This is a genomic window from Bordetella petrii (genome assembly GCF_020991325.1).
GTDB lineage: Bacteria > Pseudomonadota > Gammaproteobacteria > Burkholderiales > Burkholderiaceae_B > Bordetella_A > Bordetella_A petrii_E.
In genome coordinates this window covers 1-20,016 of record NZ_JAJMLX010000063.1, presented here as the reverse complement: position 1 = coordinate 20,016, position 20,016 = coordinate 1, and the positions used below count along the sequence as shown (strand labels likewise).

Below are 20,016 nucleotides of genomic sequence, written 5' to 3'. Positions count from 1 at the left end.
ACGATTGCGTGCGGCGCGATATCGTCAAGGCCAATCTGTACGACATCCGCCGCGTGCTCAGCGACTGGATCGCCGACACCCCGGCACACCCTGTACCCGCCCGGCCGGCGACAGAACACGCCGATGACGCCGCCCGCAAGCGCGCCGCCATCGAATCCGCCCTGGCCCGCGCCCGGGCCCGCCGTACCGCCCCCTGACCATGAACGCCGCCAAACGCCGCGAGATCTTTGCGCGCCTGCAAGCCGCCAACCCCCACCCGACCACCGAACTGGAATATGACACCCCGTTCCAGCTACTGATCGCGGTGCTGCTTTCCGCGCAGGCCACCGACAAATCGGTGAACATCGCCACACGCAAGTTCTTTCCGCGCCATGGCACCCCCGAGGCCATGGTGGCGCTGGGCGAGGAAGGCCTGGCCGACTACATCAAGACCATCGGGCTGTACCGCACCAAAGCCAAGAATGCCATCGCCACCTGCCGCCTGCTGATCGAACAGCACGGCGGCGCCGTGCCCCAGACCCGCGAAGCCCTGGAAGCCCTGCCCGGCGTGGGGCGCAAGACCGCCAACGTGGTGCTCAACACGGCCTTCGGCCAGCCCACCATGGCCGTCGACACGCATATTTTCCGGGTCTCGAACCGCACCGGCATCGCGCCCGGCAAGAATGTGCTGGAAGTCGAACACAAACTGGAAAAATTCGTACCGGCTGAATACATGCAGGACGCACACCATTGGCTGATCCTGCACGGCCGCTACATCTGTGTGGCGCGCAAGCCCAAGTGTCCGCAATGCGGCATTGCGGACCTGTGCGAATTCAAGCAAAAGACCCTGTCATAAACGGTGTCATCGCGTGCATTGTCGGCTGCCCGACAATCCGCGCATTGCGCAGCGCAATACCTATGAAAAACCCTCATGGCATTTTGGGGGATAGATCCGCATACTCGCCGGCAACTCTTAAAAATACAACGCTGGTGCCGCGGACATGGACGACATCATCCTGGAGACAAAAGGCCTTACCAAGGAATTCCGCGGCTTTGTCGCGGTCAACGGGGTCGATCTGCGTGTCAAGCGCGGCCAGATCCACGCGTTGATCGGCCCCAATGGCGCGGGCAAGACCACTTGTTTCAATCTGCTGACCAAGTTCCTGGCGCCCACCTCGGGGCACATCATCTACAACGGCCACGACATCACCGGCGAACGTCCGGCGCAGATCGCGCGGCGCGGCATCATCCGGTCGTTCCAGATCTCCGCCGTGTTTCCGCACCTGACGGTGCTCGAGAACGTGCGCATCGGGCTGCAGCGGAAAACCGGCCTGTCGTTCCACTTCTGGCGCAGCGAGAATCGCCTGGAAGACCTCAACCCTGCTGCCCGCGCGCTGCTGGACCGGGTCGACCTGGGCGCCTTCGCCGACGAAGTCACCATCAACCTGCCCTATGGACGCAAGCGCGCGCTCGAAATCGCCACCACGCTGGCCATGGAACCCGAACTGATGTTGCTCGACGAGCCCACCCAGGGCATGGGGCACGAAGACGTGCACCGTGTCACGCAGCTGATCAAGCAGGTCAGCCAGGGCCGCACCATTCTGATGGTTGAACACAATATGAATGTCGTGTCCTCCATTGCCGACACCATTACCGTGCTGGCACGCGGCGCAGTGCTGGCGGAAGGGCCTTATGCGGAAGTATCGCGCCACCCCGCGGTCATGCAGGCCTACATGGGCACCACAGACGGGGAACTGCAAGGAGCCCACGCATGAGCACCCCGGCACTGGAAATATCCGGCCTGCAGGCCTGGTACGGTGAATCGCACATCCTGCACGGCGTGGACATGCAGGTAGCGCAGGGCGAGGTGGTGACGCTGCTGGGGCGCAATGGCGCCGGCCGCACCACCACGCTGCGCGCCATCCTGGGCCTGACCGGCAGCCGCAAGGGGTCGGTGCGCATTCATGGCACCGAGGCCATCGAACTGCCCACCTACAAGATCGCCCACCTGGGCGTGGGCTACTGCCCGGAAGAACGCGGCATTTTCGCCAGCCTGTCGTGCGAGGAAAACCTGCTGCTGCCTCCGGCGGTGGGCGGCGCGCTGGGCGGCGGCATGTCGCTGGCCGAAATCTACGACATGTTCCCCAACCTGTACGAACGCCGCGGCTCGCCCGGCACCCGCCTGTCGGGGGGAGAGCAGCAGATGCTGGCGGTGGCGCGCATCCTGCGCACCGGCGCCAATCTGCTGTTGCTGGACGAGATTTCCGAAGGCCTGGCGCCCGTCATCGTGCAGGCCCTGGCGCGCATGATCACCGCGCTGAAACAACGCGGCTACACCATTGTGATGGTCGAGCAGAATTTCCGCTTCGCCGCGCCGCTGTCCGACCGCTTCTATGTCATGGAGCACGGCCAGATCGTCGAGCACTTCGAGGCCAGTGAACTTGAACAGAAGCAGGACACGCTCAACGAACTGCTGGGCGTATAGAAATCCTGTCATCCGCCGCTTTGCCGGCACCCCACAGAAGAGTGAAGGAGTCATCCCATGAAGCTGCATCACATCACTGCCGCGCTGGCCCTGGCTGGCCTGGGATTCGCAGGGCTACCCGCCCAGGCGCAAGGTATCTCCGGCGACGTCATCCGCATCGGTTTCATCACGGACATGTCGGGCGTGTATTCCGACATCGACGGCCCGGCGGGCGTGGAAGCGATCCGCATGGCCATTGCCGACGCGGGCGGCGCCATCAACGGCAAGAAAATCGAACTGGTCACGGCCGACCACCAGAACAAGGCCGACATCGCGTCCAGCCGCGCGCGCGAATGGTTCGACCAGGACGGCCTGGACATGCTGGTGGGCGGCACCAACTCGGCCACCAACCTGGCCATGGCGGCCGTCGCGGCCGAAAAGAAAAAGCCCTTCATCGCCATCGGCCCGGGCGCTTCCGACCTGACCAACAAGCAATGCACGCCCTACACCGTGCATTATGCCTACGACACCGTGGCACTGGCGCGCGGCACCGGCTCGGCCGTGGTGAAGAACGGCGGCAAGAGCTGGTTCTTCCTGACCGCCGACTATGCTTTCGGCCACGCGCTCGAACGCGACACCACCGCGGTGGTCAAGGCCAATGGCGGCGAAATCAAGGGCCACGTGCGCGCGCCGCTGTCCACCGCCGATTTCTCGTCGTTCCTGCTGCAGGCGCAGGCCTCCGGCGCGCAGATCCTGGGCCTGGCGAACGCGGGCGGCGACACCATCAACTCGATCAAGGCGGCCAATGAATTCGGTGTGACCCAGACCATGAAAATGGCGGGCCTGCTCGTGTTCATCAACGACGTGCACTCGCTGGGCCTGCAAACCACCCAGGGCATGTACCTGACCACCGGCTGGTACTGGGACCAATCCGACGCCGCGCGCGCCTGGACCAAGAAGTTCGAGGAAAAAGTGGGCCGCAAGCCCTCGATGCTGCAGGCGGCTGACTACTCGTCCGTGTCCTTCTACCTGAATGGCGTGAAAGCCACCGGCACCGACGACGGCGACGCGCTCATGAAGTGGATGAAGTCGAACAAGGTCAACGACTTCTTCGCCCAGAATGGCTATGTGCGCGAAGACGGCCGCATGATCCATGACATGTACCTGATGCAGGTGAAAACGCCCCAGGAATCCAAGGCTCCCTGGGACTACTACAAAGTCGTGGCCACCCTGCCCGGCGACGAGGTCTACACCAAGCCCTCGGAATCGACCTGCCCGGTCTTCAAAAAGTAATCCGCCGACCCGCGCGGCGCGGCCCACGCCTACCCGGCGAACCGGCCGCGCCGCGCATCGGCACGCCTTTATCAGAACGCGCAGGATTCTTCCGACATGATTGACATCTTCGGCATACCCATACAGGCCCTGCTGGGGCAACTGCTGCTGGGCCTGGTCAACGGGTCGTTCTACGCCATGCTGTCGCTGGGCCTGGCGGTTATTTTCGGACTGCTGAACGTCATCAACTTCGCCCACGGCGCACTGTACATGCTGGGCGCCTTCGTGGCCTGGATGGGCCTGTCGTACCTGGGCCTGAACTACTGGGTGATGCTGGTCCTGGCCCCCCTGGTCGTGGGCCTGTTCGGCATCGTGATCGAGAAGCTGCTGCTCAAGCACCTGTACAAGCTCGACCACCTGTACGGGCTGCTGATGACCTTCGGGCTGACGCTGCTGATAGAAGGCCTGTTCCGCAGCTTCTACGGCGTGTCCGGCCAGCCTTACCCCACTCCCGACGTGCTGCGCGGCGCCACCAACCTGGGCTTCATGATCCTGCCCAACTATCGCGGCTGGGTGGTGGTGGCCTCGATCGTGGTGTGCATGGCCACCTGGTTCGTCATCGAGCGCACCCGCTTGGGCGCCCTGCTGCGCGCCGGCACCGAGAACCCCAAGCTGGTCGAGGCGTTCGGCGTGAACGTGCCCCGCATGGTGACCCTGACCTACGGGTTTGGCGTGGCGCTGGCGGGCTTCGCGGGCGTGCTGGCCGCCCCGGTGCTGCAGATTTCACCGCTCATGGGCTCCAACCTGATCATCGTGGTGTTCGCCGTGGTGGTGATCGGCGGCATGGGCTCCATTCTTGGCGCCATCGTCACAGGCCTGGGCCTGGGCATCATCGAGGGCCTGACCAAAGTGTTCTGGCCCGAGGCTTCCAGCACCGTGGTGTTCATCATCATGGCCATCGTTCTGTTGATTCGCCCGGCCGGGCTGTTCGGAAAAGAGAAATGAACCGCCAACTTCTCAGCTACGCAGCGGCGGCCATCATCGTGGCCCTGCTGCCGTTCCTGGGCGTATACCCCATCTTCGCCATGAAGGTGATGTGCTATGCGCTGTTCGCCTGCGCCTTCAATCTGCTGCTGGGGTATACCGGCCTGCTGTCGTTCGGCCATGCCGCCTTCCTGGGCAGCGCGGCCTACGCGGCCGGCCATGCATTGAAGGTTTGGGGCTTCCCTACCGAGCTGGGCCTGCTGTTCGGCGTGGCGGTGGCAGCGGTGCTGGGCCTGCTCATGGGCCTGCTGGCCATCCGCCGCAGCGGCATCTATTTCGCCATGATCACGCTGGCGCTGGCCCAGATGGTGTTCTTCTTCTTCCTGCAGGCCCCGTTCACCGGCGGCGAAGACGGCCTGCAGCGCGTACCGCGCGGCACCCTGCTGGGCGTGGTGGACCTGCACAACGACCTGAACCTGTACTACCTGGTCATGGCGATTTTCGCCATCGGCTATTTCATCATCTGGCGCACCGTGCATTCGCCGTTCGGGCAGGTGCTGAAGGCGCTGCGCGAGAACGAGCCGCGCACCCTGTCGCTGGGCTATGACGTCGACCGCTTCAAGCTGCTGGCCTTTGTGCTGTCGGCCGCCATCGCCGGGCTGGCCGGCGCCGCCAAGACCCTGGTGTTCGTGTCGGCCACGCTGTCGGACGCCACCTGGCAGATGTCAGGCCTGGTGATCCTGATGACGCTGATCGGCGGCATGGGCACGCTGGTGGGACCCATTCTGGGCGCGTTCATCGTGGTGCTGCTGGAAAACAAAGTGGGCGACTTCGGACGCTTCATGGCGGAACTGACCGGCAGCAACTGGTTCCTGCGCTTGGGCGAGTCGGTCACCATCGTGATCGGCCTGATCTTCATCATTTGCGTGCTGGCCTTCCGGCGCGGCATCGTGGGCGAACTGCTGGCCTTCCTGCAACGGCGCCGGGCGCGCGCCTGACCCTTGCGCCTCGGCGCAAGGCCGCGAGTTTGCGGATCACGGCGGCATCAGGGTTTTTGCCGATGACAAGCCAGCCCCGGCGCGCGGCCGCGGGCCGTCCCCGCCAGGCGCCAGGGCGCGCTTTACAATGGCCTGCCGGCATCACTGCCTCCGCAAACCAAGGAAACCTTCCCCATGCGTATGCTGCGAGCCCCCCGGGCATTCCTGCTTGCCCTTTCCGCCACCACGATGCTGTGGTCCGCCTCCGCCGCGGCGGCCGATGCGCCACAGTGCGAAGTCGACCACACGGTGCGCTTCAGCGGCCTGAACTGGGAATCCAACCTGGTGCTGGCCGGCATCGAGCGCTTCATCGTGGAGCACGGCTACGGCTGCCAGACCTCGGTGGAAATCGGCGAAACCCTGGCCATGCTGGCCGCGCTGCAGCGCGGCGACGTGGAAATCACTCCCGAGGTGTGGCCCGGCCAGATCGAAGTGGCCTGGGACAAGGCCCTGAAATCCGGCAAGGTGCAGGCCGTGGGCCATGTGTTCGATGCCGGCGAAGGCTGGTATGTCCCGCGCTATACGGCCGAACGCCACCCGGACTTGAAACAGGCATCCGACCTGGCACGCTACGTGCAGGTGTTTGCCGACCCCGAAGACCCGTCCAAGGGCCGCATCTACGGCTGCCCGGCAGGCTGGGCCTGCGGCACCCTGAACGCCAACCTGATCAAGGCATTGAAGCTGGACGGGCAATACACCATGTTCGCCCCCGGCTCGGGCGCGGCGCAGAAGGCCGCTATTGTGTCGGCCTACAAGCGCAAGCGCGACATCGTGTTCTATTACTGGACCCCCACCGCGCTGGTCGGCTCGCTGGACCTGGTCAAGCTGGAACTGCCCAGCTTCAACCAGGAAGCCTACACCTGCCTGACCGACCCTCAATGCGAGAATCCGGTGGCCACCGAATTCAAGCCCAACCAGGTCGTCACCGGCATGAACGCCGACTTTGCCCGCCGCGCCCCCAAGCTGCATGCTTTCTTCGAGAAGCTGAGCGTGCCCGGCACCGCCATCGACGACACGCTGGGGTGGCTGGAAAACGAAGGTGCCGAGCCCGAAGAAGCGGCCCTGTACTTCCTGCGCAAGTATCCCGACGTATGGAAGAAATGGGTGCCCGGCGACGTGGCCGGACGGGTCGAGGCCAAGCTGTAGGCCCGGCGGCGGCCCGCGGGTGTATGCTGCGCGGGCAACGCGCCGTTCCGGCGCAGCCCCGAATCAAGGAAATCAAGCAATGGATGCGATCTACTGGCACGACGGCCACTGGACCACCGACAACCCTAAGCTGCTGGGCCCCGCCGATCACGCTTTCTGGATGGCCAGCATGGTGTTCGACGGCGCGCGCGCCTTCGATGGCCTGACGCCCGACCTGGACCTGCACTGCCAGCGGGTGGTGCGCTCGGCCGAGAAAATGCTGATGCAGCCGCAAATGGGCTGGCAGGAAATACGCGGCCTGTGCCTGGAAGCCGTGGCGCGCTTTCCAGCCGGCGAAGCCCTGTACATCAAGCCCATGTTCTTCTGCGCCGACGGCTTCCTGTTGCCCGAGGCGCCGAAGACGCGATTCGTGCTGCATGTGTTCAAGGTGCCCATGCCCGGCGAGCAGGGCTTCTCGGCCTGCTTTTCCAGCTTCGTGCGCGCATGGTCGAACATGGCGCCCACCGACGCCAAGGCCTCGTGCCTGTACCCGAACGGCCAGCGCGCCATACGCGAAGCCATGGACAAAGGGTTCGACAACGCCATCATGCTGGACGGCGACGGCCACGTGGCCGAGTACGCCACCGCCAACCTGTGGATCGCCAAGGACGGCGTGGTGGCCACGCCGGCCGACAATGGCACGTTCCTGAACGGCATCACGCGGCAGCGCGTGCTGGCCCTGCTGCGCGCCGATGGCGTAGAGGTCCAGGAACGCGCCCTGACGCGCGCCGATGTCGAACAGGCCGACGAGGTGTTCTCTACCGGCAACTACGGCAAGGTGGTGCACGTGAACCGCGTCGAAGACCGAGCCCTGCCCTACGGCCCCATGGCGCGGCGCGCGCACCGCTTGTATATGGAGTACGCGCACGGCGGCAAGTAAGGGCGTGATCAGCCGGGAGGCAGTTCGCGCCAGTCCGGCGACAGGGTCAGCGGCACCGCCGTGGCATCCTGCAGCGCGCCCAGCGTCAGGCCTGCCAGCATGCCGCGCACCACCAGGCCTTGCGGGCCCACGTCGATAATGGCCAGATCGGTATAGATGCGGTCGACCACGCCCGCGCCCGTCAATGGATAGGTGCATTCGCCCACGATCTTGGGCGCGCCCTGCGTGGTGGTATGCGCCATGGTGATGTACACCTGTCGCGCACCGGCCGCCAGGTCCATGGCCCCGCCTACGGCAGGTATGGTGCCTGGTTCTCCCGTGTCCCAGTTCGCCAGGTCGCCGCGGCCCGATACCTGGAACGCTCCCAGTACCGTCAAGTCCAGATGCCCGCCGCGCATCATGGCAAATGACACGACGTGGTCAGTGATCGACGCGCCCGGCAGCAGGGTGACAGCCTCTTTACTGGCATTGATCAGATCCAGGTCCAGCGGCTGGGCCGGATCGCCCGGGCCCATGCCCACGATGCCATTCTCGGTGTGCAGAATCACGTCGCGCCCGGCCGGCAGGAATCCCGCCACCAGGGTGGGCATGCCTATGCCCAGGTTCACATAGGCGCCGTCCGGAATATCCTGCGCCACCAGGCGCGCGATCTGGCGCCGCGAAAGTTTTTCAGTGGCCATCCGCATCTCCGGTTTGCACGACACGCTGCACGAAGATCCCAGGCGTCATGACATGCTGCGGCGGCAGGCTCCCCAGGGGCACGACCTGACCCACCTGTGCCACGGTCAGGGCGGCCGCCATGCACATCACCGGCGCGAAATTGCGTCCGGCATAGCGGTACACCAGGTTGCCCCAGCGATCGCCCTGCAGCGCCTTCACCAGCGCCACATCGCCTTTGAGCGGCTGTTCCAGCACGTAGCCCACCCCATCGATGACGCGGGTTTCCTTGCCGCGAGCCAGGGGCGTGCCATACGAAGTAGGCGTAAAAAACGGGCCCATGCCCGCGCCGGCGGCGCGCATGCGTTCGGCCATGGTGCCCTGGGGCACGCATTCCAGTTCGATGCGCCCCGCGTGATAGGCCTGGGCAAATGCCGCGGCATTGGGGTTGGCGCGGTCGGACGAGCGCGCGAACGAACAAATCATCTTGCGCACCCGCCCCGCCTCGATCAATTGGCTCAGGCCGCGCGGCCCGTTGCCGGCATTGTTGTTCACAATGGTCAGTTCGCGCGCGCCCTGCTCCAGCAGGGCGCACACCAGCTCGGTAGGGACACCCGACGCGCCGAATCCGCCGATCAGCACCACCGCGCCATCCTGTATGCCCGCCACGGCCTGCTGCAGCGATTCCACGGTCTTGTCCAGCATCAGAAGGCCCCTGTGCCCTGCCGCACCAGGCGGCTCAACAACGGCGCGGGCTCCCATAGTTCGCCATGCTGGCGGTGAAAGCCCTTGATGGTTTCCAGCACCTTGTCCAGGCCGACCTGGCCGGCGTAGAACATGGGCCCGCCCCGGTGCACCGGAAAGCCATAGCCATGGGCGTAGATGACGTCGATGTCCGAGGCTCGGGCCGCAATACCTTCGTCAAGAATGCGTGCCCCTTCGTTGACCAGGGCATACACCGTGCGCTGCACGATTTCCTGGTCGCTGATGTCCCGGCGCGCAATGCCGTCCTGGCCCGCGCAGTGGGCGATCAGCGCGTCGACCTCGGGGTCGGGCAACGGGTCCCGGCTGCCCGGCGCGTAGCGATAGAACCCGGCCCCCGTCTTCTGGCCCAGCCGGCCCTGTTCGCACAGCGTGTCGGCCACGCGCGAATAGCGCAGATGCGGCGGCCGCGTGGCGGCCATGCGCTTGCGCGCCGCCCAACTGATGTCCAGCCCCGCCATGTCGGCCATGCGCAGCGGCCCCATGGCGAAACCGAAGCGCTGCAGCGCGCCATCCACCTGCTGCGGCGTGGCACCCTCTTCCAGCAGGAAATGCGCCTCGCGTGTATACGGACTGACCATGCGGTTGCCGACGAAACCATCGCACACGCCCACCAGCACGGGCAGCTTGTCCATGCGGCGGGCCAGCCGGAACACCGAGGCGATCACATCCCCTCCGGTGCGTCGGCCGCGCACCACTTCCACCAGCCGCATGACGTTCGCCGGGCTGAAGAAATGGGTGCCCAGTACCTGCCGGGGGCGCCCGGTCGCATCGGCCAGTACGTCGATATCCAGGCGCGAGGTATTCGACGCCAGCACGGCCTGCGGTTTGCAGATCCTGTCCAGCGCGCCGAACAGTTCCAGCTTGACCTGCATGTCTTCGAATGCCGCTTCGATAACCAGATCGGCATCGGCCAGCGCCGCCATGTCCAGGCCGGGCTGGATGCAGGCCAGGCGGGCATCGCGTTGCGCATCGGTCAGCCGGCCCTTGGCGACGGTGGCCGCATAGTTCTTCTGGATGATGTTCCAGCCGCGCTCCAGGGCTGCGGCGTCGCGCTCTACCAGAATGACGGGAATGCCCGCGTTGGCCAGGCTCATGGCAATGCCGCCGCCCATGGTGCCGGCCCCCACCACGCCCACCGTGCCGAATGCCGGCCCGGCCTGCCAGTCGGCGGCCAGTTTCAGGGCCTGGCGTTCGGCAAAGAACAGGTGCCGCTGCGCGCGCGACTGCCCGCCCTCTACCAGTTCGACGAAGCGCTTGCGCTCGTATGCCAGGCCCGCCTCGATATCCAGCGCCACCGCCTGCTCGACGCAGTCCACGCAGGCACGCGGCGCCACGCAGCCGCGAAAGCGCCGCGTTCCCAGCGCGCGTGCCTGCTCGTACACCGAGGCATCGGCGGGCGGCCGGGCGCGCCGCGAGCCCAGCACCCGGTCGTCCAAGGGCCGCGCGGCCTGCCGCAATGCATACGCCACGGCGTGTTCGACCAGGTTGTCGTCGAATACCGCGTCCACCAGCCCCCAGCGGGCTGCCGCGCGGGCATCGACGGGGTCGCCCGTGACGATCATGTCCAACGCGTGTTCCACCCCGATGGCGCGCGGCAGGCGTTGGGTACCGCCGCCGCCGGGCAGTATGCCCAGCTTGACTTCGGGCAAGCCCAGCATCGCGCCTTCCTGGGCTACCCGGTAATGGCAGCCCAGCGCCAGTTCCAGCCCGCCGCCCAGCGCCATGCCGTGGATGGCCGCCACCACCGGCTTGCCGGCCTGCTCCAGTTGCGCCACGATTTCGCGCAGCGTGGGCGGGCGGACCGCCTGCGGGGTGTTGAACTCGCGGATCTCGGCGCCGCCGCTGAACAGTCGGCCCGCGCCCGCCAGGACGATGGCCTGTACCCGCGGGTCGGCAAGTGCGGCGGCCAGCGCCTCGCACAGTTCCTGGCGCGTGGCGGCACCCAGGCTGTTGACCGGAGCATGGTCCAGGGTCAACAGGGCCACGCTGCCGTGCGCCTGCATTTCCGTACGGATGGCCATGGCGGTTACTCCTGGTCCAGCAAGGCCTGGCCTTCATCGACCTCGTCGCCTTCGGCCGCCAGCACGCGCACGACCCGGCCGTCGCGCTCGGCTTCCACCGGAATCTCCATTTTCATCGACTCGATCATGGCCACGGTGTCGCCCGCGGCGACACGGTCGCCCGCCTTCACCAGCACGGCTACGATGCGGCCGGTTACCGGCGCTTCCAATTTGCTCATTGCGGTCTCCTCAGTCATAGGCTTGCAGGGCCCGGTCCCTGGACGCGGGATCAGGGCCGGTATCCGGCGCTGCGCGGCCCGGCCTGGCGCAGCGGCGTGACCACGTCGATGAAATCGCACAGCACCGCGCGGGTCTCGGCCGGATCGATGATGTCTTCCACCACGAAGGCCTCGGCACTGCGGAACGGCGAGGTCAGGCTGCGCATGCGCGCTTCTATTTCCTGTACCTTGGCGCGCGGGTCGTCCGCCGCCTCGATCTCGGCCTTGTAGGCCACTTCCAGGCCGCCCTCGATGGGCAGCGACCCCCACTGCGCCGAAGGCCAGGCATAGCGGAAGTTGAAGCGGCCCGCGCTCTGGTGGCCGCCGGCGGCCACCCCGAAAGCCTTGCGCACCAGGATCGAGCACCATGGCACGGTGGATTGCGCCACCGCGGTCAGGGCGCGCACGCCGTAGCGCATGGCCCCGGACTTTTCGGCGGCCAGGCCGATCTGGAAGCCGGGAATGTCCACGAAGTTGACCACCGGCAAATGAAAGGTCTCGGCCAGGTCCAGCAGGCGGGTGAATTTCTCGGCGGCCGGGCCGTCCCAGCCGCCCCCGTAGACATAGGGGTCGCTGGCAAACACGGCCACGGGCCATCCGTCCACGCGCGCCAGCCCGGTAATGACCGCCCGGCCCCAGCGGCGGCCGATTTCCATGAACGTACCGGTATCCATCAAGGCCTGCAGGACGGGCCGCATCTTGTACACAGCGCGGTTATCGCGCGGCACGGCGTCGCGCAGCCAGGACAGGTCTGGCGACCCCGGCCCGGCCGGCGCGCCGCGCGGCGGCAACTCGTGCACGGAACGTGGAAGATAGGACAGGAAGCGCCGCGCCATGGCAAAAGCCTCGTCCTCGGAATCCGCTTCGTCGTCCACCACGCCATTGCGGGTGTGGATGCCGCTGCCCCCCAGTTCGTTCTTGTCCAGTTGCTGGCCGATGCGGGCCACCACCGGCGGCCCGGCGATGAACAGTTGCGCGGTATCGCGCACCATGACCGAATAATGGCTGGCGGCCACCCGCGCCGCGCCCAGGCCCGCCACCGAGCCCAGTCCCAGCGACACCACCGGCACTGTCGCCAGGTTCTGCGCCATCAAGGGCCACATGCGTAACTTGGGCAGCAGCGTATGGCCCTTCACTTCGATATTGCGCACCGACCCGCCGCCACCGGTACCGTCCACCAGCCGCACCAGCGGCATGCGCAGGTCATGGGCCATGCGCTCAGACTCGACCAGCTTGTCTCCCACGGCGCCGTCATTGGCGCCGCCGCGCACCGTGAAGTCATCGGCGGCCACCACCACCGGCCGCCCTTCGACGCGGGCCCGGCCGATCAACAGGTTCGAGGGCGTCAGGTCCTGCAAGCGGCCCTGCGCATCGTATTTGCCGCTGCCGGCCAAGGCGCCCACTTCGCGGAACGTATCCGGGTCGACCAAGCGGTCGATGCGTTCCCGCACCGGCAATTTGCCGCCGTCCCGATGGCGCCGCACCTTCTCGTCGCCGCCCATGCGGGCCGCCAGGCGCTTGCGCAGGGCAAGCTCATCCAATTCGTTCTGCCACGACACACTGTGCTCCTGTCCAGCCGGGCGCCGTCCGCGGCGCCGGCGCGATCAATCGATCTTGATGTTGGCGCGCTGGATCAGCGCCTGATTCTGTTCCAGTTCGCCGGCGATCTTGGCGCGAAAGGCGTCCGGTGCCGGGGTGGCCGGCCGGCCCTGCGCCGCCAGGCGTTGGCGTACTTTCGGGTCGGCCGCGGCGTCGGCAATGGCCTTGTTCAGGCTGGCCACCACTTCGGGCGGCGTACCCGCCGGCGCGAAAACTCCCACCCAGAACGAGATGTCGAAATCCGGGTAACCCAATTCGGCAACAGCGGGAACATCCGGCAGGTCGGGCCAGCGTTGCTTGGTGGAAACCGCCAGGGCCTTGAGCTTGCCGGACTTGATCAATGGCACGCCCGACAAAGTGTCGAAGCCGAAATCCACTTCGTTGGCCAGCAGTCCTGCCTCCATCGTGGCGGCGCCGCGGTACGGCACGTGCAGCATCTTCACATCGGCCATGGTGGCCAGCTGGGCGCCTGCCAAGTGCATCAGATTGCCGTTGCCCGCCGAGCCATAGCTGACCGAGCCGGGCTTGCGCCGCGCCAGGTCTACCAGATTCTGCACGCTGTCCACCGTGCTGGTGCGGCTATTGGCGGGGTTGATGGTCAGCACGAAGGGCACTTCCACCACGGTGGTCACCGGCGCGAAATCCTTCAGCGGCTCGTAACCCAGGTCTTTGTACAGCAGCGGATTCACCGTTATAGAACTGGAATTGCTGACCAGGATGGTGTAGCCGTCGGGCTTGGCCTGGGCCACGGCCCGGGCCGCGATCATGCCATTGGCCCCCGTCTTGTTCTCGACCACGAACGATTGCCCGGTGCGCGCCGCCAGGGCATCACCCACGATGCGCGCTACCAGATCAATGGTGCTGCCGGGGCTGAAGCCCACCACGAACTTCACCGGCGCATCGGGATAGGCCGCGCGCGCAGGCGCCACCGCCAGCGCCGCGGCCAGGCCGGCCAGGGCCAGCCAGTAATTGGCTTTTTTCATCGATGTCTCCTCTTCTTGTGGTTGGAGCCAGCTACGATCGAGCGCGGCCGGCATGAATGCGGCCTGCGCCGCTAGGGTTGGGCCGCGCCCGCCATCTGCACGGCCTGCCCCCACTTTTGCTGCTCGGCCGCGATGAAGCGGGCGAATTCCTGTGGCGTACTGTTGACCACGTCGCCGCCCAGCGCTTCGATGCGCTGGCGCATCTGCGCCGTGTCGACGATGCGCGAAACGTCCTGGTAGATGCGCTGGGCGAGTTCCGGCTTCAGCGATGCCGGCGCCAGCAGGCCGAACCAGGTTGCGGCCTCGAACCCCGGCATGCCCGCTTCGCCGAAAGTAGGCACCCGGGCCAGGGCCGGCACCCTCTTGCCGTTCGCCACGGCCAGCGCGCGCAGCTTGCCTGATTCGATCAAGGGCAGCGCCGACGTGATCGTGGCCAGCATCATCTGCACCTGCCCGCCCGCCAGGTCGGTGAACGCGGGGGCGTCGCCGCGATATGGCACGTGGGTAATCTGCGCCTGCGTGGCCTGCTTGAACAATTCACCGCTCAGGTGCTGCGCCGTGCCGTTGCCGGGCGACGCGAAGTTCACCTCTTTGCCGTGTTCTTTCAAGTAATCCAGGAACTCGGACAGCGTGTTGGCGGGCACGGATGGATTCACCACCAGCACCAGCGGAACCTTGGTCACCAGCGTGATGGGCGCGAAGTCCTTTACCGCGTCGTACGGCAGGTTCGGGTAAAGATGGCCGCTGATGGTATGGGCCGAGGTGGTCATGTACAAGGTGTAGCCATCCCCCGGCGCGCGCGCCACCGCGGCGGACGCAATGGTGGTGCCCGCGCCGGCGCGGTTTTCCACCACCACGGGCTGCTTCCAGGACTGCGACAACTGTTCAGACACCGCGCGCGCGATCACGTCGGTGGCGCCGCCGGCCGGATAGGGAACCACCAGGTTCACGGGCTTGACGGGATAAGCATCGGCATGCGCCGATGCGCTGGCCAGCACCAGCGCATACAGGCCTGCGCGCATCCATTGCTTGAGCATTTTTACGAATCTCCTCTTGTCACCGTTGAATCATTTGTATAATCTTTGTGTTCTGTCAGTCAGAACAGTTATTCTATTTTATATTTTCTGGCTGACCAGGTGTCAACAACAAAATGCGGCCCTCCAGGTTTTCCCGACCTGCCGCCGGCCCGCCCAGACAAGGAATCGCACGCATGTCCGCTGCTTCTGAATCCCCCAGCGCTCCCAAGCCGGTGCTCATCGCAGGCGAATGGATCGCCGCGTCCGGCCAGGCGTTCGAATCGGTCAACCCGGCCACGGGCCGACCCAATTTCCTGATCGCGGCGGCCTCCGAGGCGGAAGTGGACCAGGCCGTCGACAGTGCCTGGCGCGCGGTGCGCCAGGCGGCGTGGCGCGACATGCTGCCGCACAAGCGCGCGGCGGTGTTGCGTGCCATCGCCGACGGCATGGACCGCAACGCCGATACGCTGGCGCGCCTGCAAATGATCGAAAACGGCAAGGTGTGGGCCGAATGCCAGGCCCAGGTAGCCAGCGCATCGGCCACCTTCCGCTATTACGCGGGGGTGTGCGAGACCATTACCGCCGAGGTCACGCCGCCTCGCGGCAACTACTTGTCAATGACCCAGTACGAGCCCTATGGCGTGGTGGCGGCCATCACGCCCTGGAACTCCCCCATGACCATGGAAGCGCAGAAAGTGGCCCCCGCGCTGGCCGCCGGCAACGCGGTCATCCTGAAACCGTCGGAAGTCACCTCGTCGCCCGCGCTGGAGCTGGGCCGCATCGCGCTGCAGGCCGGCCTGCCGCCGGGCATTCTGAATGTGGTCACTGGGCTGGGCGCCACGGTGGGCAAGCGCCTGGTGGAGCACCCGGGCGTGCGCATGGTGTCCTTCACCGGCGGAACCGGCAGCGGCCGTGCCATTGCCCGCGCCGCGGCCGACAAGCTGATGCCCGTCGCCCTGGAACTGGGCGGGAAGTCGCCGCACATCGTGTTTGCCGATGCCGACCAGGACGCGGCCGTCGATGGCGTGATCGGCGGAATCTTCGAAGGCAGCGGACAGTCCTGCGTGGCGGGTTCCCGCCTGTATGTGCAACGCGCAATCGCCACCGCGTTTATCGAACGGCTGGTGGCGCGCGCCGGCCAATTGAAAGTGGATCTGCCGGATGCGCGGGGCGCGCAGATGGGCCCCATCGCCTCGTTCGCCCATCGCGAGAAAATCGAAGGCATGGTGGGCACTGCCCTGCAGGAAGGCGCGCAGGTGCTGCTGGGCGGGCGCCGTCCTGACACCGAGGCGCTGGCCGCGGGCGCCTTCTACCTGCCCACCATCCTGGGCGGGCTACGGCGCGACGCGCACGTCGTGCGCGAAGAGATCTTCGGCCCGGTGCTGTGCGTGCTGCCCTTCGACGACGAAGACGACCTGGTCGACCAGGCCAACGACAGCGCCTACGGGCTGGCGGCGGGCATCTGGACGGCGGACTATCGGCGGGCGTGGCGCGTGGCGCGCCGCCTGGAAGCCGGCAGCGTATGGATCAATACCTACAAGCAGTTGTCCATCGCCACCCCGTTCGGCGGGTTCAAGGAAAGCGGCATCGGGCGCGAAAAAGGCCTGACCGGCATACGCCTGTACCAGCAATCCAAGGGCATCTACTGGGGCCTGTAGGCAAGTTCTTTTTTCCTATCGGAGACGATACACATGAACGATTTCAAGCATGCCGGCTTCATCGGCATGGGTGTAATGGGCGAACCCATTTGCCGCAACCTGGCACAGAAAGGCGGGCTTGCCGTGCTGGGCTACGACAGCAATTCCGCCCCGCTGCAGCGCCTGGCGGCGCACGGCGTGGCCGCGGCGGCATCGGTGGCCGAGGTCGCCGCGCGCAGCGACGTGCTGTTTCTTTCCCTGCCGTCGGGCGAAATCGTGGCCCAGGTGGCTCGCGCGCCGCAAGGCCTGCTGGCCCATGCGCGGCCCGGCCAGGTGATCGTGGACACCAGCACCTCGCCGGTGGATAGCACGCGCGAGCTGGCCAGGGAATTCGCCGCCCTGGGCGCGATTTTCATCGACGCACCCGTGGCCCGCACCCGCGCCGCCGCCGAGGCCGGCACGCTGTCGGTCATGGTGGGGGCCGATGCCGCCGTGTTCGAACGGGTACGGCCGCTGATCGCCACCTACGCCACGGAAATCACCCACTGCGGACCGGTGGGCTGCGGGCAGGTGGTGAAGATCCTGAACAACATGGTGCTGTTCGAAACCGTCACGGCCCTGTCGGAAGCGCGCGCCATCGGACGGCGTTCGGGCGTGGATCCGCAGGTCTTGCTGGAAACCTTCACGCGCGGTTCGGCCGACAGCTTCGCGTTGCGCAACCATGGCTTAAAGGCTATTCTCCCCGGGGAATTCCCCGAAAAAGCCTTCCCGGTCGAGTACGCCCGCAAAGACCTGCGCTACGCGCTGGCGCTGGCCAGGCAAACCGGCGTAGACGCACCCGGCGCGCGCAACGTCGAGCACTGGTTCGCCGCCGCCATCGAGCAGGGCCAGGGCGACCGCTATTTCCCGGTCATCAGCCGCATCATCGACGCGGACCCGGCCCCCGATTAACCCCATGCATCATCCATGAGCCGCAGCAGCCCCCAATCCGAGACTTCTTCCGATGGCGTTGCCGCCGTCGAGCGCGCCCTGGCCATTGTCGACGCCGTCGCGCAACGCACCGACGCCATCAGCCTGGCAGACCTGTCCCGTGCCACGGGGTTCTATAAAAGCACCTTGCTGCGGCTGATCGCCTCGCTCGAAAAGGCCGCCCTGGTGGTACGCCGCACAGATGGGCGCTATGCGCTCGGGCCATACGCGCACCGCCTGGGGCGGGCCTACGAGGCCACGTACCGCCTGGCCGAGACGGTGCAGCCGCTGCTGCAAGACCTGGTGGACAAGGGCACCGAAAGCGCCTCGTTCCATGCCTATCACGATGCCCAGTCGCGCATGTGCCTGCTGCGTGTCGATTCGCACCATTCCACGCTGGACCGCATCCGCGTGGGCGACCTGCTGCCGCTGAACAAGGGCGCGGCGGGCCGCTTGCTGACAGCCTATCTGGTCAAGCGCCAGGGGCCGGCCGACGCCGGCCTGACACTGATCTCCATGGGTGAACGCGACCCGAACTGCGCGGCGGTGGCCTGCCCTGTGTTCGGCCCCGATGGTGAAATGTGCGGCGCCATTTCCCTGTCGGGCCCCAAGGAACGCTTCACGCCGGCCGCCATCAAGAAAATGTCGCGCCTGGCGGCCGACGCCGCGCAAGCCGCCACGCAGGCCCTGGGCGGACGCTGGCCCGCCAGGGCCGGCGCTTAGTTGCCTTTGCCCAGCCCCAGATAGCTTTCTATCACCCGCGGGTTGCCCGCCAGTTCGCGGGCGGGGCCGTGCAGGATGACTTCGCCGGTTTCCAGCACATAGCCGTAGTCGGCCACCTGCAGCGCCGCGCGCGCGTTCTGTTCCACCAGCAGGATCGCCACGCCGGTTTCGCGCAGCCGCGCAATGATGTGGAAAATTTCGCGCACGATGCGCGGCGCCAGGCCCAGGCTGGGCTCGTCCAGCATCAACAGGCTGGGCTTGGCCATCAGGGCCCGGCCCACGGCCAGCATCTGGCGCTCGCCGCCCGACAGCGTGCCCGCTTCCTGGCGGCGCCGTTCCTTCAGCCGTGGGAACAGCGTGAACACTTCGTCCAGCGTGGCCTGCCAGCCGCTTTCGCGCGCGCGATAGCGGCGAAAACCGCCCAGCAGCAGGTTGTCCTCCACCGACATGCTGCCGAACAGCTCGCGCCGTTCCGGCACCAGCGACATGCCTGCCGCCACGCGACGCTCGACCGTCCAGGCGGACACGTCGGTACCCGTGTACTGCACCGTGCCCGAAGTATGGCCACTGCTGGGCAGCGCTCCCATCAGGGCATTCAGCATGGTGGACTTGCCCGCGCCGTTGGCGCCGATCACCGTGACGATGCTGCCCGGGGCCACGGTCAGGGTGGCGTCGGTCAGGGCGCCCACTTTGCCGTAGCGCGCGCTCAGGCCGCGCACATCGAGAATGGGATCCTGGCTCATCGTGCGTTCTCCGTTGCCGGCACGGTTGCGCCTGCCTCGGGCAGGTCGTCGTCGATGCCGCCCAGGTAGGCCTCCAGCACGGCAGGGTTCTGCTGCACTTCGGCGGGTATGCCCTCGGCCAGCTTGGTGCCGAAATCCATGACCACCAGATGGTTGGTCAGGCGCATGACGAAGTCCATATCGTGTTCCACCAGCAGGATGCTCATGCCTTCGGCCCGCAATTGTTCCAGCACCTTGGCCAGTTCCTGCTTTTCTTTGTAGCGCAGGCCCGCCGCCGGTTCGTCCAGCAGCAGCAGCACCGGGTCGCAGGCCAGGGCGCGCGCGATTTCCAGAATGCGCTGCTGGCCCAGGGCCAGGTTGCCGGCCTGCTCATACAGGTAGTCGCCCAGGCCCACGCGCTGCAATTGCGTGGCGGCCTCGTGCAGCAGGCGCGCTTCCTGGGCGCGTTCACTGTGCAGGGCGCCGGCCACCACGCCCACTGCGGCGCGCATGTGCGCGCCCAGCGCCACGTTTTCCAGCACCGACATGCCCGGCAGCAATTGCACGTGCTGGAAGGTGCGCCCCACCCCGCGGCGCGCGATGTCGCGCGCCGACTGGCCGTCGATGCGTTCGCCCAGGAAGCGCACCTGGCCGCGCGTGGCGGGCAGCACGCCGCTGATCAGGTTGAAGGTGGTGCTTTTGCCCGCGCCGTTGGGGCCGATCAGCCCGACGATTTCTCCCGCGCGCACCTTGAATGAAATATCGTTCACCGCCACCAGCCCGCCGAATTCCTTGCGTATGGCGTCCACTTCCAGCACCAGCGCGCCGCTTTGCGGCCGTTCGCGGTGCGGCAGGGCCGGCGCGGC

At 66.6% G+C, this 20,016-nt stretch carries 20 protein-coding genes and 1 pseudogene; 12 read left to right on the top strand and 9 right to left on the bottom strand.

Features of this window, described 5'->3' with window-relative positions:
* The 9 genes and pseudogenes from LPZ50_RS08965 to LPZ50_RS08925 form a co-directional block, all read left to right on the top strand.
* A pseudogene (locus tag LPZ50_RS08965) lies at window positions 1-197 on the top strand (hypothetical protein); the annotation flags it as partial.
* A gap of 2 nt (window positions 198-199) precedes the next feature.
* Window positions 200-835 (top strand): endonuclease III, encoded by a 636-nt coding sequence (gene nth, locus LPZ50_RS08960; protein WP_230660163.1) that lies wholly within the window; start codon window positions 200-202, stop codon window positions 833-835.
* A 145-nt stretch (window positions 836-980) separates the two neighbouring features.
* Entirely contained in the window at window positions 981-1,754 is a 774-nt protein-coding gene (locus LPZ50_RS08955; RefSeq protein WP_230660161.1) for an ABC transporter ATP-binding protein, read from the top strand.
* On the top strand, window positions 1,751-2,464 hold the full coding sequence (locus LPZ50_RS08950; RefSeq protein ID WP_230660158.1) for an ABC transporter ATP-binding protein: 714 nt from the start codon (window positions 1,751-1,753) through the stop codon (window positions 2,462-2,464). The genes LPZ50_RS08955 and LPZ50_RS08950 overlap by 4 nt, the downstream gene beginning before the upstream one ends.
* Window positions 2,465-2,521: 57 nt before the next feature.
* Entirely contained in the window at window positions 2,522-3,736 is a 1,215-nt protein-coding gene (locus tag LPZ50_RS08945) for an ABC transporter substrate-binding protein (RefSeq protein WP_230660156.1), read from the top strand.
* A 96-nt stretch (window positions 3,737-3,832) separates the two neighbouring features.
* Window positions 3,833-4,720, top strand: coding sequence for a branched-chain amino acid ABC transporter permease (locus LPZ50_RS08940; RefSeq protein WP_230660152.1), 888 nt, complete (start codon window positions 3,833-3,835; stop codon window positions 4,718-4,720).
* Entirely contained in the window at window positions 4,717-5,697 is a 981-nt protein-coding gene (locus LPZ50_RS08935) for a branched-chain amino acid ABC transporter permease (protein ID WP_230660149.1), read from the top strand. Before LPZ50_RS08940 ends, LPZ50_RS08935 begins: the two co-directional genes overlap by 4 nt.
* A gap of 183 nt (window positions 5,698-5,880) precedes the next feature.
* The gene (locus LPZ50_RS08930; protein WP_419195583.1) at window positions 5,881-6,882 is read left to right on the top strand and encodes an ABC transporter substrate-binding protein; all 1,002 of its coding nucleotides are present in this window, start codon (window positions 5,881-5,883) and stop codon (window positions 6,880-6,882) included.
* 79 nt (window positions 6,883-6,961) lie between these two features.
* Complete coding sequence (locus LPZ50_RS08925) at window positions 6,962-7,801, top strand: branched-chain amino acid aminotransferase (protein ID WP_230660146.1); 840 nt, start codon at window positions 6,962-6,964, stop codon at window positions 7,799-7,801.
* An 8-nt stretch (window positions 7,802-7,809) separates the two neighbouring features.
* Here the strand turns inward: LPZ50_RS08925 and LPZ50_RS08920 are convergent, their stop codons facing one another.
* The 7 genes from LPZ50_RS08920 to LPZ50_RS08890 form a co-directional block, all read right to left on the bottom strand.
* Complete coding sequence (locus LPZ50_RS08920; RefSeq protein WP_230660143.1) at window positions 7,810-8,481, bottom strand: 3-oxoacid CoA-transferase subunit B; 672 nt, start codon at window positions 8,479-8,481, stop codon at window positions 7,810-7,812.
* The gene (locus LPZ50_RS08915; protein WP_230660140.1) at window positions 8,471-9,163 is read right to left on the bottom strand and encodes a 3-oxoacid CoA-transferase subunit A; all 693 of its coding nucleotides are present in this window, start codon (window positions 9,161-9,163) and stop codon (window positions 8,471-8,473) included. Before LPZ50_RS08915 ends, LPZ50_RS08920 begins: the two co-directional genes overlap by 11 nt.
* A complete protein-coding gene (locus LPZ50_RS08910; protein WP_230660137.1) occupies window positions 9,163-11,244 on the bottom strand; it encodes a 3-hydroxyacyl-CoA dehydrogenase NAD-binding domain-containing protein in 2,082 nt (693 codons plus the stop codon). Before LPZ50_RS08910 ends, LPZ50_RS08915 begins: the two co-directional genes overlap by 1 nt.
* 5 nt (window positions 11,245-11,249) lie before the next feature.
* A complete protein-coding gene (locus LPZ50_RS08905; RefSeq protein WP_329957656.1) occupies window positions 11,250-11,462 on the bottom strand; it encodes an acetyl-CoA carboxylase biotin carboxyl carrier protein subunit in 213 nt (70 codons plus the stop codon).
* Window positions 11,463-11,512: 50 nt separating this feature from the next.
* A complete protein-coding gene (locus LPZ50_RS08900) occupies window positions 11,513-13,060 on the bottom strand; it encodes an acyl-CoA carboxylase subunit beta (protein ID WP_230660134.1) in 1,548 nt (515 codons plus the stop codon).
* A gap of 45 nt (window positions 13,061-13,105) precedes the next feature.
* The gene (locus LPZ50_RS08895; protein ID WP_230660131.1) at window positions 13,106-14,083 is read right to left on the bottom strand and encodes a Bug family tripartite tricarboxylate transporter substrate binding protein; all 978 of its coding nucleotides are present in this window, start codon (window positions 14,081-14,083) and stop codon (window positions 13,106-13,108) included.
* Window positions 14,084-14,154: 71 nt separating this feature from the next.
* Complete coding sequence (locus tag LPZ50_RS08890; RefSeq protein ID WP_230660128.1) at window positions 14,155-15,120, bottom strand: Bug family tripartite tricarboxylate transporter substrate binding protein; 966 nt, start codon at window positions 15,118-15,120, stop codon at window positions 14,155-14,157.
* 173 nt (window positions 15,121-15,293) lie between these two features.
* Here LPZ50_RS08890 and LPZ50_RS08885 point away from each other — a divergent pair, with 173 nt between their 5' ends.
* The 3 genes from LPZ50_RS08885 to LPZ50_RS08875 are packed head-to-tail and all read left to right on the top strand — an operon-like array spanning window position 15,294 to window position 18,428.
* A complete protein-coding gene (locus LPZ50_RS08885; RefSeq protein ID WP_230660125.1) occupies window positions 15,294-16,757 on the top strand; it encodes an aldehyde dehydrogenase in 1,464 nt (487 codons plus the stop codon).
* 33 nt (window positions 16,758-16,790) lie between these two features.
* Window positions 16,791-17,687: an NAD(P)-dependent oxidoreductase gene (locus LPZ50_RS08880; protein ID WP_230660122.1), complete on the top strand. Its 897-nt coding sequence runs from the start codon at window positions 16,791-16,793 to the stop codon at window positions 17,685-17,687.
* A gap of 15 nt (window positions 17,688-17,702) precedes the next feature.
* A complete protein-coding gene (locus LPZ50_RS08875; RefSeq protein ID WP_230660119.1) occupies window positions 17,703-18,428 on the top strand; it encodes an IclR family transcriptional regulator in 726 nt (241 codons plus the stop codon).
* Here the strand turns inward: LPZ50_RS08875 and LPZ50_RS08870 are convergent.
* Together LPZ50_RS08870 and LPZ50_RS08865 are read right to left on the bottom strand one after the other, a co-directional pair.
* Window positions 18,425-19,171, bottom strand: coding sequence for an ABC transporter ATP-binding protein (locus LPZ50_RS08870; RefSeq protein ID WP_230660116.1), 747 nt, complete (start codon window positions 19,169-19,171; stop codon window positions 18,425-18,427). The genes LPZ50_RS08875 and LPZ50_RS08870 overlap by 4 nt on opposite strands.
* Window positions 19,168-20,016 (bottom strand): ABC transporter ATP-binding protein (locus LPZ50_RS08865; protein WP_230660113.1); only part of this gene is annotated, 849 nt, incomplete at its 5' end. The genes LPZ50_RS08870 and LPZ50_RS08865, both read right to left, overlap by 4 nt.

Coding starts and splice junctions, on each gene's coding strand:
- LPZ50_RS08950 (WP_230660158.1), top strand. CDS start 1,751: ATGAGCACCCCGGCACTGGAAATATCCGGCCTGCAGGCCTGGTACGGT.
- LPZ50_RS08935 (WP_230660149.1), top strand. CDS start 4,717: ATGAACCGCCAACTTCTCAGCTACGCAGCGGCGGCCATCATCGTGGCC.
- LPZ50_RS08870 (WP_230660116.1), bottom strand. CDS start 19,171: ATGAGCCAGGATCCCATTCTCGATGTGCGCGGCCTGAGCGCGCGCTAC.
- LPZ50_RS08885 (WP_230660125.1), top strand. CDS start 15,294: ATGTCCGCTGCTTCTGAATCCCCCAGCGCTCCCAAGCCGGTGCTCATC.
- LPZ50_RS08905 (WP_329957656.1), bottom strand. CDS start 11,462: ATGAGCAAATTGGAAGCGCCGGTAACCGGCCGCATCGTAGCCGTGCTG.
- LPZ50_RS08920 (WP_230660143.1), bottom strand. CDS start 8,481: ATGGCCACTGAAAAACTTTCGCGGCGCCAGATCGCGCGCCTGGTGGCG.
- LPZ50_RS08915 (WP_230660140.1), bottom strand. CDS start 9,163: ATGCTGGACAAGACCGTGGAATCGCTGCAGCAGGCCGTGGCGGGCATA.
- LPZ50_RS08890 (WP_230660128.1), bottom strand. CDS start 15,120: ATGCTCAAGCAATGGATGCGCGCAGGCCTGTATGCGCTGGTGCTGGCC.
- LPZ50_RS08880 (WP_230660122.1), top strand. CDS start 16,791: ATGAACGATTTCAAGCATGCCGGCTTCATCGGCATGGGTGTAATGGGC.
- LPZ50_RS08910 (WP_230660137.1), bottom strand. CDS start 11,244: ATGGCCATCCGTACGGAAATGCAGGCGCACGGCAGCGTGGCCCTGTTG.
- LPZ50_RS08875 (WP_230660119.1), top strand. CDS start 17,703: ATGAGCCGCAGCAGCCCCCAATCCGAGACTTCTTCCGATGGCGTTGCC.
- LPZ50_RS08895 (WP_230660131.1), bottom strand. CDS start 14,083: ATGAAAAAAGCCAATTACTGGCTGGCCCTGGCCGGCCTGGCCGCGGCG.
- LPZ50_RS08940 (WP_230660152.1), top strand. CDS start 3,833: ATGATTGACATCTTCGGCATACCCATACAGGCCCTGCTGGGGCAACTG.
- LPZ50_RS08945 (WP_230660156.1), top strand. CDS start 2,522: ATGAAGCTGCATCACATCACTGCCGCGCTGGCCCTGGCTGGCCTGGGA.
- nth (WP_230660163.1), top strand. CDS start 200: ATGAACGCCGCCAAACGCCGCGAGATCTTTGCGCGCCTGCAAGCCGCC.
- LPZ50_RS08925 (WP_230660146.1), top strand. CDS start 6,962: ATGGATGCGATCTACTGGCACGACGGCCACTGGACCACCGACAACCCT.
- LPZ50_RS08955 (WP_230660161.1), top strand. CDS start 981: ATGGACGACATCATCCTGGAGACAAAAGGCCTTACCAAGGAATTCCGC.